Origin of the sequence: Acidovorax sp. GBBC 1281, from assembly GCF_028473645.1 — a bacterium.
Lineage (GTDB): Bacteria > Pseudomonadota > Gammaproteobacteria > Burkholderiales > Burkholderiaceae_C > Paracidovorax.
Map to the genome: position 1 here is coordinate 4,688,846 of NZ_CP097269.1, position 14,611 is coordinate 4,703,456.

The following is a 14,611-nucleotide window of genomic DNA, read 5'->3' on the forward strand; positions in this document are numbered from 1 at the left end:
GTGAAGCGGAATGCCTGCATGCCGGCCTGCTGCCGCAGGGCGGTCGCACCGCCGGCTCCACCGCGACCGGCGCCTGGGCCGACCATCGGCACGGCAAGAAAAAGTGTGAAGCGCGCCGATAAGCCGGATTCTGTGCACCGCGGTTTCCCGCGGCGTGACCGCCATTACTCTGGGCCGGGTGTCGCCACCACGGCTCGATGCTACCTACCCGCCAGCTCTGCGGAACCACATCAACGCTGGCCTACTTGGTATTGCTGCGCGTAGAGATTGCCCGTTTCACCCGAAGCGGGCGCCGCCCGCTTCGGGTGGCTATGGTCTTTGCGGCTTTCGCCGCAAACCGTCTGGCTTGCACCAGCCGTACCCGCTTGCGCGGGTGACCCATAAAACACCTTCGGTGGCTTGCCGCCTGCTTGCGACTCGTCTCTGTTGCTCTGATCCTCACCTCACGGTGGGCAGCCGTTAGCTGCTACGCTGTCCTGTGCAGTCCGGACGTTCCTCCAGTGCCTGGTTTCCCAGATTGCACCAGCGGCGGTCTGGCGCGCTTCACGGGGCGATTATCGTCCACCGCTGCGGGCCTGCTCCCAGTCCAGGCCGAATCGCGCCAGGTATTTGCGCAGCCGGTCCGCATCGTTGACCACCGCGCGCTGCGCGCGCGACGCCTGGAACAGCTGCCGCCCTGCATCCGACAGCGTGCGCGCTCCGCGGCACACCTGCAACACGGCCGCCAACTGCAACCGGTCGAAGAGGTCCATGGCCTGCACCTGCGGCTCGCCCAGCAGTGCGGCCAGATCAACCGCATCGCCATCCTGGCCGCGGCCTGCCGAACCGAGGGGTTGCCACAGCCACTGCAGGCGCGCGATTTCCGCCTCCACCAGCGGCAGGCCGATGCGCCCGCCCTCGGCCAGCGTGGCCAGGCGGGTGGCGCTGGCCGACAGGTCGCGGAAGTTGCCGCTCCACAGCGCCTCGGGAGACTGCGCATAGCGCAGGTACACCGCCCGCGCCTCGGCCGACAGGCGCACCGTGCGGCCCAGTTCCACGCCGCATCGCGCCAGCAGGTGGTCCACATTGGGCTCGATGTCCTCGGGCCGCTGGGCCAGGCCCGGCAACTGATAACTCCACAGGTTGATGCGCGCGTACAGGTCTTCGCGAAAGCGCGCGGCTGCCACCTCGGCCCGCAGGTCGCGGTTGGTGCCGGCGATCAGTTCGAAATCGCTGGCCACCTCGCGGTCGCTGCCCATGGGATAAAACCGTTTTTCCTCCACGGCCTTGAGCAGCATGGCCTGCTCGTCCAGGCCCAACTCACCGATCTCGTCGAGAAACAGCACGCCTTTGTGCGCCGTGCGCAGCAGGCCCGCACGGTCGGCCGCCGCACCGGTGAAGGCGCCTTTCTTGTGCCCGAACAGCGTGGACGCGGCGCCGTCGCCCTGCAGCGTGGCGCAGTTCACCTCCACGAATTCGCCCTCCACCTGGTGGCGGGCTTTCTTCAACTCAAACATGCGCCGCGCCAGATGCGACTTGCCCGCGCCGGTCGGCCCGGTGAAGAGGATGGGCGCGCGCGATCGCACCGCCACCCGCTCCACCTCTTCGATCAGCGCGTTGAAACGGGCATTGCGCGTGGCGATGCCGCTCTTGAGGAAATCCACCGCATCGCGTTGCTCGGCGCCGAAGCGCTGGGCGATAACGTCGTAGCGTGACAGGTCCAGATCGATCAGCGCGTAGCTGCCGGGATCGCCCGCCTGCTGGCGCTTTGGGGGCGACGTCTGCGCGAGCACGCCCGGAATGCGTCGCGACTCCACCAGCAGGAAAAGGCAGATCTGCGCCACGTGCGTGCCCGTGGTGATGTGCGTCCAGTACTCCTCGCGCTCGGTGTCGAAAGCGTAGCCCTGCGTCCAGTCGAAGAGCTTGGCATAGACCTCGCCGAAGTCCCAGGGGTCGGCAATGTCGAGCGGCACCAGCGCCACCGTGGTTTCGGGCGAGGCCGCCTGGATATCGGTGCGCACCCGCTCGGCCAGTTCACGGTGGGACGGTGTGTAAAACAACTCCATCCGCGCGATGACCACGTCGTCGTGCTGCACCAGCGAAAGCGTCGGGCGCCACTTCTCCCAACGCCCTGCCCCCTTGCCCGAGTCGAGCTGGGTGCCCAGAAAGCCGATCACCACGTTTTGCTTCTTCATTTTTTTGGACAAAAAAACTAGCTAAATTTATAAAAATCCAAAGCATTTTACGCTCCAACCAGTGCCGCAGAAATGGCAAGAGAATTAAAAATATCGAATCAAATCATTGGCTTAAGAGGTTATCCATCCATTCAAAGCCAAAGTTGGCACACCGGTTGCAATGGAAAAGGAAAGTCGAAAAGACAAACCCACCAAGAACCAACGAACGGAGCAAAAGCACATGGCCAACCACCAACTCTTCCAGACGCTGCGCGGCACGCTGCTCCCCGCTGCCACCGTGCGCAACCAGGCCGGTGGTGTCGCTTATGCCCTTTCGCCCAAGCACCAACTGGCGCAGTTGGCCGCCACCGGCTGCCTCCACAGCACCTTCTATGCCCAGGCGCAGGACCAGCTCGACGCCGTCCAGGCCCTGGCCCGTGAAGTCGATCCGGTGTTCTTGGCGAAGACGGCCCTGTATGCGCGCCGTGCCGGCTCCATGAAAGACATGCCGGCCCTGCTGGCGGCCACGCTGGCGGTTCGCGATGTGCCCCTGCTGGCCCAGGTGTTCGGCCGCGTGATCGACAACGGCAAGATGCTGCGCAATTTCGTGCAGATGCTGCGCTCCGGCGCGGTAGGCCGCAAATCGCTCGGCACGCGTCCGAAAAAGCTGGTGCAGCAATGGCTGCTCGACGCCACCGAGGCGCAACTGCTGAACGCCGCCGTGGGCAACACGCCTTCGCTGGCCGACGTGGTGAAGATGGTGCACCCGAAGCCCACGGAAGCCTGGCGCGCCGCGTGGTTCGCCTGGCTGATCGGTCGCCCTTATGCCCAGGAGGCGCTGCCTCCACTGACGCAGGCCTTCGAACGCTTCAAGCAAGACCGCACGCAGCCCGTGCCCGACGTGCCGTTCCAGATGCTGACCGCGTTGGAGCTGGACGCATCGGCCTGGGCCACGATTGCACAGCGAGGCTCGTGGCAGATGGTGCGCCAGAACCTGAACACCTTTGCCCGGCATGGCGTGTTCGCGCTGCCAGGCCTGGCCGATGCCGTGGCCGCCAAGCTGCGTGACCCGCAGGCCGTGGCCAAGGCCCGCGTGCTGCCGTACCAGTTGATGGCGGCGTACACCGCCTGCGGCGCCGACGTGCCGACGGTGGTGAAGGAAGCGCTGCAGGATGCGATGGAACTCGCGCTGGCCAATGTGCCGCAGTTCGAAGGCCGCGTGGTGGTTTGCCCCGACGTGTCGGGCTCGATGGGCTCGCCTGTGACGGGCCACCGGGGCTCGGCGACTTCCGCGGTGCGGTGCATCGACGTGGCCGCTCTGGTGGCCGCTGCCGTGCTGCGCCGCAATGCGGATGCGCGTGTGCTGCCCTTCGAAACGAAGGTGGTGCCGCTGCCACTGAATCCCCGCGATTCGGTCATGACCAATGCGGCCAAGCTGGCCGCGGTGGGTGGTGGAGGAACGTCGTGCAGCGCACCGCTGGCCCTGCTGAACCGCGAGAAGGCGCAGGCCGAGCTGGTGGTGCTGGTGTCCGACAACGAATCGTGGGCCGACCGTGCACGGGGCCGGGCCACCGCGACCATGCAGGAGTGGGCGGCGTTCAAGCAGCGCAACCCGACGGCCCGGCTGGTGTGCATCGACATCCAGCCTTGCGCAACGACGCAGGCGCAGGAGCAGCCCGATGTGCTGAACATCGGCGGCTTCAGCGACGAAGTGTTCAAGCTGCTGGCGGTGTATGCCGCAGGGGGCATGGGCGCGGCGCATTGGGTCGGCGTGATCGAGGACACCCCGATCTGACGATCGGCGAGAAGGTGCCATGAATGCCAATTCAGGGCATCCGATCGTGGGAATGACGGCTGTCGTTCGGCGAATGCAGGTGTGACTACATCCCGGTCGCACCGCCTGTTTGTCACCGAACGGGAAGGCCATCGATGAATGAATGTGCGAATGCAGGCAGGACTACATCTGGAGGGACCGGGGTTCGAATCCCAGCGCCGCACCGCGGCGTGGTCCATGTCTTGCCACCCTTGTCGCACTGTTTTTTGCAGCGAATGCTGACGGAACTACAGACTTCTACTCTCGTGGTCGCGGGTTCGAATCCCGCCGGTCGAAAGGCCGTAGCTCAGTGGTAGAGCACGATGTTTCGTCGATCCTTGTCGCTGCTTTTTTTGTGTGTTTGCGAGGTGAATGCAGACGGGTTTACAGGTAGAGCGTCGGGGCCCTCGGGCTCTGAAGGTTCCGGGTTCAATCCCCGGTCTGCTTCGGCAGGTAGCTCAATGGCGCAACCCGACACCCCTTGTCACCTCTTTTTTTGAATGCGTCGGAAGGGCTGAGCCCCATGGCGAACCAAACAGGAAAGAAACCGATGAAAACGAACGCCCCCGCGGCGCAGGCCGCCATGCTGCCGCCCGCCCTGCGCGAGGCGGTGGATGCCGTCTATGCCGCCTTCCAGCGCCATGGCGCTCCGACACAGATGCTGGATGTGTGCACGGCCTGCTGCATGGACGAGGCCATGGAACGCGAGATGCGGCGCCTGCCGCTGCGCCGCATAACGACCCGCCACTTCTACGAATACAACAGCTCCGCCAAGGGCAGCGAGCAGCCAGCCGAGGAGTTGCTCTACTTCCTGCCCCGCATGCTGGAACTGATGGCCCTGGGCGAGGAGCTGCACCACTCGACCGAGCTGTACCTGGACCGCCTGGGCAACTGCCCGGCCGATGCCCTGTCGCCCCAGGAGCGAGCCGCCGTGGACGCTTACGCACTGGCCTTCTTCCACGAAGGCTTGGGGCACGCCGGGCGCGAGCCCAGCCCGTTCAATGGCGCGAACGCCTTCGACATCCTGTTGATGTTCCACAAGAGCGGCGTGAACGTGCAACCGCTGCTGACGCACTGGCTGAACGACGAGCGCCAAAGCGCCGTGCTGCGGTACGCCGAGGCGAGCTACTGGGACTTCTGGGGAAAGAACGAAATCCAGAACGCCTTTGCCGAAGACCAACCGGAATTCTGCGAGGCGATGAAAGCCTGGATGCTTGAGCCCGGCAACCGCCAGCGCTTTGCACAGAAGATCCTGGCGCTGGACACCAGCGCCATGGCACAACCCGCGCACTGCACCTGTGGCAACTGCACGGGCCCGCGACAGATCGTGGAAGCGGTGTTCGACTGGGTCAGTGAATGAGCACCCGAAAATAAGACAGACAGACAAACGACAAGAAAGAAGAACGCAATGAACTACCTGCAACGCAATGTGGAAAACGGTGTCCCCATCAAGATGTGGACCCAGGGCGTGCCCGTGGAGGACGAGGCCCAGAAGCAACTGGAGAACGCGGCGCGCCTGCCCATCGTGTTCAAGCACGTGGCCGCCATGCCCGATGTGCACTACGGCATCGGCGCCACGGTGGGATCGGTGATTCCCACCTTCAAGGCCATCATCCCGGCGGCCGTTGGCGTGGACATCGGCTGCGGAATGATGGCGTGCAAGACCACGCTGCACGCCAACGACCTGCCGGACAACCTGGGCCCGCTGCGCTCCGCGATCGAAAAGGCCGTGCCGCACGGCAGCAACCCGCGCCGCATGGGCCGCGACAAGGGCTCGTGGGAAACGCCACCCGATGAGAGCGATGCGGCCTGGGCCGCCCTGAAGGGCGAGTTCGACGCGATCTGCGAGGACTATCCGCGCTTTGCCAGCACCAACCACCACAAGCACCTGGGAACGCTGGGTACCGGCAACCACTTCATCGAGGTGTGCCTGGACGAACACGGTGGCGTGTGGTTCATGCTGCATTCAGGCTCGCGCGGAGTGGGCAACGCCATCGGCACGCACTTCATCGAGCTGGCCAAGAAGGATGCCGAGCTGCACCAGCGCAACCTGCCCGACCAGGACCTGGCGTATTTCGAGGAAGGCGCCCGGTATTTCGGCGACTACGTGCGCGCCGTGGGCTGGGCGCAGAAGTTCGCGCGCGCCAACCGCGAGGTGATGATGCAGCGCGTGATCGCGGCCGCCCGCAAGGTGATCGCCAAGCCCTTCGAGGCCCATGTGGAAGCGGTGAACTGCCACCACAACTATGTGAGCCGCGAGACGCACTTCGGCGAAGACGTGTTCGTCACCCGCAAGGGCGCCGTGAGCGCCAAGGCCGGCGAGCTGGGCATCATTCCCGGCAGCATGGGCGCCAAGAGCTTCATCGTGCGCGGCAAGGGCAACCCGGAGAGCTTCATGAGCTGCAGCCACGGCGCGGGCCGCAAGATGAGCCGCACCAAGGCCAAGAAGCTCTACACCATCGCTGACCAAATTGCCGCCACGGAAGGGGTGGAATGCCGCAAGGACGCCGATGTGATCGACGAGATCCCGATGGCCTACAAGGACATCGACGCCGTGATGGCGGCGCAGGAAGACCTGGTGGAAGTGGTGTACACGCTCAAGCAAGTGGTGTGCGTGAAGGGATAGCGCAATGAGGGGGGAATGCAGTGATTGATGCACGGACGATCAGAACCGCCGAGAGAGACATGAACCGCCTGTACGCCAATTGCCAGAAGGTGTCTGTGCATCGGTCATCCACCCCATCCGAACGAAACGCAAGAATCAAGGCCTGGGAGGAATTTCGCAGTTACCAAAGCCCGCTTTGGGAGCTTTGGAGTGCGCAGGCACAAGCCAGCATCGTGCAGAGCAGTGGCTACTGGAGGCGCGTGGCATTGCTGTACCTGGAACTGAGTCCCCGGTTTTTTCGCTCCGGCTACCTTCGTGACGCCGTGGCGCACCGGCTCAAACAAGCCGCCTTGATCGCTTCAGAACGCAAGGCAGTCCAGGCGAGCCTGCTGGGCGCGCTGCAAAGAAGGCCTTCCACGGGCCACTTCGTCCATGACTGCCGCCTGGCCATCCAGGTGGCGGACTCTTGCTTTCTGGCAACGCTGGACCAGCTATGCCATCAAGAAGATGGCTGGACCCGGGGCCGCGCTCGGCGCATGAGGCAGGCCATCCAACGGCACGCCACCCCAGCCGCATCTAACCAATCGCGAACATCAGTCCTTTGACAGACATCGGCGCACAACGCGCATGCGCAAAGCATTTCATGCAGTACACGGAAACACAAGACTTGGCCCGCGCCATGCTGACCCTCGACGGCTCCCACGGCGAGGGCGGCGGGCAGATCCTGCGCACCGGCCTGGCGCTGTCCCTGGTGACCGGCCGGCCGCTGCGCATAGACCACATCCGCGCGGGCCGGCCCAAGCCAGGACTGATGCGTCAGCACCTGGCCTGCGTGCAGGCGGCGGTGCAGGTCTGCGGCGGGCAGGCGGAAGGCGCCGAGCTGGGATCGCAGGCGCTGCAGTTCATGCCCGGCCCGGTGCAGGCGGGCGACTACGCCTTCGCGATCGCCGGGGCCGGCAGTTGCCTGCTGGTGCTGCAGACCGTGCTGCCCGCGCTGATGCTGGCTGGCGCGCCCAGCCGGGTGCAGCTTTCGGGCGGCACGCACAACCCCATGGCGCCCCCGTTCGACTTCCTGCAGCGGGCCTTTGCGCCGCTGGTGCGGCGCCTTGGCGTGGGGCTGGAGCTCACGCTGCGGCGCCGGGGCTTTTATCCCGCAGGCGGCGGCGAGGTGCATGCAGTCATCGCGCCCGCGTCAGGCCCGCTGGCGCCGTTCGATCTGCTGGACCGCGGCGCGCGCCGCAGCGCCTGGGCCGAGGCCCTGGTGCCGGGGCTGGCCCGCGGCATCGCGGTGCGCGAGCTGGCGGCGCTGCGCCAGCAACTGGACTGGAGCGAAGGCGACGACCCGTGGCGCATCCCGCCCGCACGGCAGAACGAAGGCCCGGGCAACGCCCTGCTGGCGGTGCTGGAGCACGCCGAGGTGACCGAGGTGTTCTGCGCGCTGGGTGAGCGCGGCATGCCGGCCGAACAGGTGGCGCGCCAGCTGGCCGGCGAAGTGCGCTCGTTCGAGCGCAGTCGCGGCGCTGTCGGTCCGCATCTGGCGGACCAGTGGATGCTGCCGCTGGCCCTCGCCGTCTGGCGCAGCGGCCAGCGGGCGAGCTACACGGCCGAGGCGATCACCCCGCATGCCAGCACGAATGCGCAGGTCATCGCGCAGTGCCTGCCGGTGCGCATCGCCATGGCGCCCTGCGCGGGTGCCACGCGCATCGACATCGAGAAAGCCGCATCGCCGGCATAACCATATGCGCGGAGTGTCGTAGGCATGGGCCAAAATGTTTTTTTGCCTGTCCCGTACCTGTCCAACCTGGAGACGCCATGAAAGTCGAGAACATCCTGCAAACCATCGGCAACACGCCCCATGTGCGCATCAACCGCCTGTTCGGCGCGGGTGCCAACGTCTGGGTCAAGTCCGAGCGCAGCAACCCCGGCGGTTCGATCAAGGACCGCATCGCCCTGTCGATGGTGGAAGACGCGGAACGCAGCGGCGCGCTGCAGCCCGGCGGCACGATCATCGAGCCCACCTCGGGCAACACGGGCATCGGACTGGCCCTGGTGGCGGCGGTGAAGGGCTACCGGCTCATCCTGGTGATGCCCGACAGCATGAGCGTCGAGCGGCGCCGCCTCATGCTGGCCTACGCTGCGCAGTTCGACCTCACCCCGCGCGAAAAGGGCATGAAGGGCGCCATCGCCCGCGCCGAGGAGCTGCGCGCGCAGACCCCCGGCGCCTGGGTGCCGCAGCAGTTCGAAAACCCCGCCAACATCGACGTGCACGTGCGCACCACGGCGCGGGAAGTGCTGGCGGACTTCCCCGATGGCCTGGACGCGCTGATCACCGGCGTGGGCACGGGCGGCCACCTGACGGGTGTGGGCCGCGTGCTGAAGGCGAAGTTTCCGGCCCTCAAGATCTTCGCGGTGGAGCCCGTGGCCTCGCCCGTGATCTCCGGCGGCCAGCCGGCGCCGCACCCGATCCAGGGCATCGGCGCGGGCTTCGTGCCCAAGAACCTCGACACCAGCCTGCTCGACGGCGTGATCCAGGTCGATGCCGAGCCCGCGCGCGAATACGCCCGCCGCGCCGCGCGCGAGGAAGGCCTGCTGGTGGGCATTTCCTCCGGCGCCACGCTGGCCGCCATCGCACAGAAGCTGCCCGAGCTGCCCGCGGGCGCCAAGGTGCTGGGCTTCAACTACGACACGGGCGAGCGCTATCTGTCGGTCGAGGGATTCCTGCCCTCCTGAGGCGCTTTCTGATACGCGCGCTGCCCCGGACCAGGGCAGCGTGCGAAGTGCGCCCACCCGCAGCCCATGGGTGGGGCCTTTTCCGGGCTGGGGCGGCACCCGTCCCGGCCGCGGGAGCCGGGCTGCAAGCGGCCCTCAGGCCCCGCCGCCATCGGGTCACAAGCGTTCGGCCAGCCGTCCTACAGCCCAGCCGGACCGCCATCGAAACAATCAAAGCCCATGCGGGGCCCGCCTGAAACCGGGCTTTTCGGCCCGGTTCCCGCCCCTCCCCCGCGCTCACTGATTGCCCCATGGAACCATCCACCGCCTCTCCCGTTGCCTTCAAGGTGCTGACCGTGAACGTGCACAAGGGCTTCACCACCTTCAACCGCCGCTTCATGCTGCACGAGCTGCGCGAAGCCGTGCGCGGCGTATCGGCCGACCTGGTCTTCCTGCAGGAAGTGCTGGGCACCCACCAGCGGCACGCCGGGCGCGTGGCCAATTTTCCGCAGGAGCCGCATTACGAATTCCTGGCCGACACCATCTGGGGCCAATACGCCTATGGCCGCAATGCGGTGTACGACAACGGCCACCACGGCAACGCGTTGCTGTCCAAGTTCCCCATCGTCCACTACGAAAACCACGACATCTCCGTGAGCGGGCCCGAGCGGCGCGGCATGCTGCACTGCGTGCTGCAGCCCCCGGGCCACGCCCGGCAGGTGCATGCCATCTGCGTGCACCTGGGCCTGCAGGAGGCGCACCGCCAGCGCCAGCTCAAGCGCGTGTGCGAGCTGGTGGCCACGTTTCCGCCCGAAGACCCGGTGGTCGTGGCGGGCGACTTCAACGACTGGCGCGGCCGTGCGCACGACGTGCTGCGTGCCGGCGCCGGCCTGCACGAAGTGTTCATGCATGCGCGGGGCAAGGCGGTGCGCACCTTCCCGGCCTCCATGCCGCTGCTGGCACTGGACCGCATCTACGTGCGCAATGCCTCGGTGCACGCGCCGGTGGTGCTGCCGCGCAAGCCCTGGCACAAGCTGTCGGACCACGCCCCCCTGGCCGCGGAGATTTCGCTGTGATGCGCCGCCCCCGCCCCTCGCGCTGGGTGCCCGGCAACCATTTCACGCTGCTGGAGAACGGCGAGGCGTTCTTCCCCCGCGTGTTCGAGGCTATATCACAGGCGCGGAGCGAGGTGATCCTTGAAACCTTCATCCTCTTCGACGACAAGATCGGCAGGGGGCTGCATGCCGCTCTGCTGCAGGCCGCGCGCAACGGCGCCGAGGTGCATGTGCTGGTGGACGGCTTCGGCTCGCCCGATCTGCCGGAAGACTTCATCGGCGAACTGGTGAACGCCGGCGTGCGCTTTCGCATTTTCGACCCGGGCCGCCGGCTGTTCGGCCAGCGGCTGAACGTGCTGCGGCGCATGCACCGCAAGATCGTGGTGGTGGACGGCGAGATCGGCTTCATCGGCGGCATCAACTACTCGGCCGACCACGTGGCCGACTACGGCCCCGAGGCCAAGCAAGACTACTCGGTCGAGGTGCGCGGCCCCATCGTCGCCCACATGCTGGGTTTCGCGCGCGATGCCGTCATGCCGCCCCGGACACGGCGCCGCCGCCAGGGGGCGAACGCCGTGCCGCCGCTGCCCCATGCGGGCACGGCGGACGCGATCTTCGTCACGCGCGACAACCACAACCACACCAACGACATCGAGCGCCACTACCGCGTGGCCCTGCGCGCCGCGCGCGAGCGCGTGGTGATCGCCAATGCCTACTTCTTTCCCGGCTACCGCTTCATCCGCGAAATGCGCCGCGCGGCGCGGCGCGGGGTGGACGTGCGGCTCATCCTGCAGGGCCAGCCCGACATGCCCATCGTGCGCACGGCGGCCAGCATGCTCTACGACCACCTGCTGCGCGCCGGCGTGCGCATCTACGAATACTGCGACCGGCCGCTGCACGGCAAGGTCGCGCTGGTGGACGGCGAATGGTCCACCGTGGGCTCCAGCAACCTCGACCCCTTGAGCCTCTCGCTCAACCTCGAGGCGAACGTGGTGATCCGCGACAAGGATTTCAACGCGACGCTGCACGAACGGCTGGACCACCTGATGCAGCACAGCTGCCGCCAGGTCGAGGCCACGCCACCCTCGCGCTGGGATGGCCTGCGCCTGCTGCGCAGCTATTTCCTGTTCCACGTCATGCGCTGGTTCCCCTCCTGGGCGGGCTGGCTGCCGCGCCACGAGCCCGAAATCTCGCTGGTTGGCGCCCAGGACGGTCCTGCCCCCGACCCCACCCACCGGCCTTCGGCCACCTGAGCCATGGCGGCAGCGGCGCCCTCCCCGGCCCTGTCCTCCCTGGACCCGGCCGCGCCCGGGCAGGACCCCGCCCGGCCCCAGGCCGGGGCTCCCAGGGACGGCGCTGCGCTGCCGGCGCGCCCCGCCAGCCGCTGGAAGCGCCTGACCGCCCACCGCTGGTGGCCCTGGGCCGTGACCCTCGCCAGCGGCGCCTTCGTCCTCTTCGTCGTCTCGCTGCTGGTGCGCCAGGCGCGCACGGTGGATTGGCCCGCGGTCTGGGCGTCGTTCCTGGCCTTTCCGGTGCCGGTGCTGCTGCTGGGCGGCGCGCTGGCGCTGGCCAGCCACCTGCTGTACAGCACCTTCGACCTGTTCGGGCGCCATTACACGCGGCACGGGCTGTCGGCCGGGCGCACGGTGGGCATCACGCTCATCGCCTATCCGTTCACGCTGAACCTGGGATCGATCATCGGCGGGGTGACGGTGCGCTACCGCTTGTACTCGCAGCAGGGCGTGTCGGTGGCGGCCATCGGGCAGGTGATCGGGATGAGCATCCTGACCAACTGGCTGGGCTATTTCTTCCTGGCGGGCGCGGTGTTCTGGCTGTGGTCGCCGCAGTTGCCCGAAAACTGGCACGTCGGCCCCCAGCACCTGCGCTGGATGGGTGCGGCCTTGACGACGGCGAGCCTGCTCTACGTCGCCGCCTGCGCACTGCGCCATGGCCGGCCCGTGTACCTGCGCGGGCATCGCATCGCCATGCCGCGCTGGCCCGTGGGCATGCTGCAGGTGGCGCTGTCGGCCGCCAACTGGATGGTGATGGGCGCGGCGCTGTGGGTGCTGACCGGGCAGCGCGCACCGTATGCAGCTGCGCTGGCAACGGTGCTGCTGGGCGCGGTGGCTGGGCTCATCTCGCGCATCCCCGCCGGGCTGGGCGTGCTGGAGGCCGTGGGCGTGGCGGTGCTGTCCGCCTACCTGCCCGCGCCGCAGGCACTGGCCTCGGTGCTGGCCTACCGCACGCTGTACTTCTTCCTGCCCCTGGGGCTGGCTGCACTGGCGTTCGGCGGGGTGGAGTTGCTGGGCCGCCGCCGGCCCCAGGCGGAACCGCCAGGCGCTGCGGCAGAGACTTCGCATCAAAACGGCCTCCAGCACAATAAACACTAGGGCATATTGCTATCAATTAAATAGCGACCATCCGACACATCGGACGGGCGTGCCACACCCGGTCTGCCCGGCATCGCGGGCCTCCTTTATCATGCCGGTCCCCACGACATTGCCCTTCGCCCGATCGACACGGGCCCGCAAGCCATGATCCGCCTGTCCGAAATCAAGCTGCCGCTCAGCGCAGCCGAATCCCCCGAGCCCGCCCTGCGCGCCGCCGCCTGCCGCATCCTGGCGCTGCCGCCCGAAGGCATCGCCCATGTCCACGTCTTCAAGCGCAGTTTCGACGCGCGCAAGGCCGAGCTGCTGGCGGTGTACATCATCGACATCACCCTGGCCGATCCGTCGCAGGAGGCCGCGCTGCTGGCGGGCCACGCCGGTCAGCCCCACATCCAGCCCACGCCCGACATGGTCTGGCGGCCGGTGGGCCGGGCGCCGGCCGGGCTGGCGCACCGGCCCGTGGTGGTGGGCTTCGGGCCCTGCGGCATCTTCGCGGCACTGGTGCTGGCGCAGATGGGTTTCCGGCCCATCGTGCTGGAACGCGGCCGCGCGGTGCGCGAGCGCACGCAGGACACCTGGGGCCTGTGGCGGCGGCGTGAGCTGCAGGCGGAGTCGAACGTGCAGTTCGGCGAGGGCGGTGCCGGCACGTTCAGCGACGGCAAGCTCTACAGCCAGATCAAGGACCCGCGCCACCTGGGCCGCAAGGTCATGGAGGAATTCGTGCAGGCGGGCGCGCCGCCCGAGATCCTCTCGGTGGCGCATCCGCACATCGGCACGTTCAAGCTCGTCAAGGTGGTGGAGACGCTGCGCGAGCAGATCATCGCGCTGGGCGGCGAGGTGCGGTTCGAGCAGCGCGTGACCGACGTGGTGGTCGAGCAGGACGCCGCCGGCCAGCGCCACCTGCGCGGCCTGCAGGTGCTCGACCAGGCCACGGGACAGACCCATGCGCTGCGCGCCGACCACGTGGTGATGGCCCTGGGCCACAGCTCGCGCGACACCTTCGCCATGCTGTACGAGCGCGGCGTGCACATGGAAGCCAAGCCCTTCTCGGTGGGCTTTCGCATCGAGCATCCGCAAGGGCTCATCGACCGCGCGCGCTGGGGCCGGCACGCCGGGCACCCGCTGCTGGGCGCGGCCGACTACAAGCTGGTGCACCACGCGGGCAACGGCCGCGCGGTGTACAGCTTCTGCATGTGCCCGGGCGGCACGGTCGTGGCCGCCACCAGCGAGCCGCACCGCGTGGTCACCAACGGCATGAGCCAGTACTCGCGCAACGAGCGCAACGCCAACGCCGGCATGGTCGTCGCCATCGATCCCAACGACTATCCGCACGACGCCGCGGCGTTCGAGGCCGCGCTGGGCGGCACCTATGGCGTGCAGGCGCTGGCGGCCGGTGCCACGCCGCACCCGCTGGCGGGCATCGTGCTGCAGCGGCAGCTGGAGTCGAACGCCTACGTGCTGGGCGGCAGCAACTACAACGCGCCCGCGCAGCTGGTGGGCGATTTCCTGGCACGGCGGTCTTCGCAGGCGCTGGGCTCCGTGGAGCCCTCATACAAGCCCGGCGTCACGCTGACGGACCTCGATGCCGCCCTGCCCGGCTATGCCACCGAGGCCCTGCGCGAGGCGCTGCCGGCCTTCGGCAAGAAGATCAAGGGCTTCGACATGCACGACGCGGTGCTGACCGGGGTGGAGACGCGCACATCGTCGCCCCTCAAGATCGGGCGCAACGAGGCCTTCCAGAGCCTGAACACCGCCGGCCTGTACCCGGCCGGCGAAGGCGCCAGCTACGCGGGCGGGATTCTTTCGGCCGGGGTGGACGGCATCAAGGTGGGCGAGGCCGTGGCGCGCGCGCTGCTCGCCTGACGCGCATCCCCGGCCCGTCGCCCAGC

At 67.7% G+C, this 14,611-nt stretch carries 11 protein-coding genes and 1 other RNA gene; 10 read left to right on the forward strand and 2 right to left on the reverse strand.

Going from position 1 to position 14,611, the window contains the following annotated elements:
- Positions 1-103: 103 nt before the first annotated feature.
- Together rnpB and rtcR are read right to left on the reverse strand one after the other, a co-directional pair.
- An RNA gene (gene rnpB / locus M5C96_RS21930) (RNase P RNA component class A) lies at positions 104-545 on the reverse strand.
- Between the two features lie 9 nt (positions 546-554).
- Positions 555-2,174, reverse strand: a complete 1,620-nt coding sequence (gene rtcR, locus M5C96_RS21935; RefSeq protein WP_272565258.1) for an RNA repair transcriptional activator RtcR — start codon at positions 2,172-2,174, stop codon at positions 555-557.
- 220 nt (positions 2,175-2,394) lie between these two features.
- Here rtcR and M5C96_RS21940 point away from each other — a divergent pair, with 220 nt between their 5' ends.
- From M5C96_RS21940 to M5C96_RS21985, 10 genes are all read left to right on the forward strand, one after another.
- Positions 2,395-3,948: a vWA domain-containing protein gene (locus tag M5C96_RS21940; RefSeq protein ID WP_272565260.1), complete on the forward strand. Its 1,554-nt coding sequence runs from the start codon at positions 2,395-2,397 to the stop codon at positions 3,946-3,948.
- A gap of 568 nt (positions 3,949-4,516) precedes the next feature.
- Entirely contained in the window at positions 4,517-5,326 is an 810-nt protein-coding gene (locus tag M5C96_RS21945) for a hypothetical protein (RefSeq protein WP_272565261.1), read from the forward strand.
- Positions 5,327-5,374: 48 nt separating this feature from the next.
- The gene (locus tag M5C96_RS21950) at positions 5,375-6,592 is read left to right on the forward strand and encodes an RtcB family protein (protein ID WP_272565262.1); all 1,218 of its coding nucleotides are present in this window, start codon (positions 5,375-5,377) and stop codon (positions 6,590-6,592) included.
- Between the two features lie 59 nt (positions 6,593-6,651).
- Entirely contained in the window at positions 6,652-7,176 is a 525-nt protein-coding gene (locus M5C96_RS21955) for a hypothetical protein (RefSeq protein ID WP_272565263.1), read from the forward strand.
- A 74-nt stretch (positions 7,177-7,250) separates the two neighbouring features.
- Positions 7,251-8,306: an RNA 3'-terminal phosphate cyclase gene (rtcA, locus tag M5C96_RS21960; RefSeq protein WP_272565264.1), complete on the forward strand. Its 1,056-nt coding sequence runs from the start codon at positions 7,251-7,253 to the stop codon at positions 8,304-8,306.
- 77 nt (positions 8,307-8,383) lie between these two features.
- The gene (gene cysK, locus M5C96_RS21965; RefSeq protein WP_272565265.1) at positions 8,384-9,301 is read left to right on the forward strand and encodes a cysteine synthase A; all 918 of its coding nucleotides are present in this window, start codon (positions 8,384-8,386) and stop codon (positions 9,299-9,301) included.
- A gap of 290 nt (positions 9,302-9,591) precedes the next feature.
- The gene (locus tag M5C96_RS21970) at positions 9,592-10,356 is read left to right on the forward strand and encodes an endonuclease/exonuclease/phosphatase family protein (RefSeq protein ID WP_272565266.1); all 765 of its coding nucleotides are present in this window, start codon (positions 9,592-9,594) and stop codon (positions 10,354-10,356) included.
- On the forward strand, positions 10,356-11,588 hold the full coding sequence (gene clsB, locus M5C96_RS21975; RefSeq protein WP_272565268.1) for a cardiolipin synthase ClsB: 1,233 nt from the start codon (positions 10,356-10,358) through the stop codon (positions 11,586-11,588). The genes M5C96_RS21970 and clsB overlap by 1 nt, the downstream gene beginning before the upstream one ends.
- Positions 11,589-11,591: 3 nt before the next feature.
- A complete protein-coding gene (locus tag M5C96_RS21980) occupies positions 11,592-12,725 on the forward strand; it encodes a lysylphosphatidylglycerol synthase transmembrane domain-containing protein (protein ID WP_272565269.1) in 1,134 nt (377 codons plus the stop codon).
- 144 nt (positions 12,726-12,869) lie between these two features.
- Entirely contained in the window at positions 12,870-14,585 is a 1,716-nt protein-coding gene (locus tag M5C96_RS21985) for an NAD(P)/FAD-dependent oxidoreductase (RefSeq protein WP_272565270.1), read from the forward strand.
- The last annotated feature ends 26 nt before the right edge of the window (positions 14,586-14,611 follow it).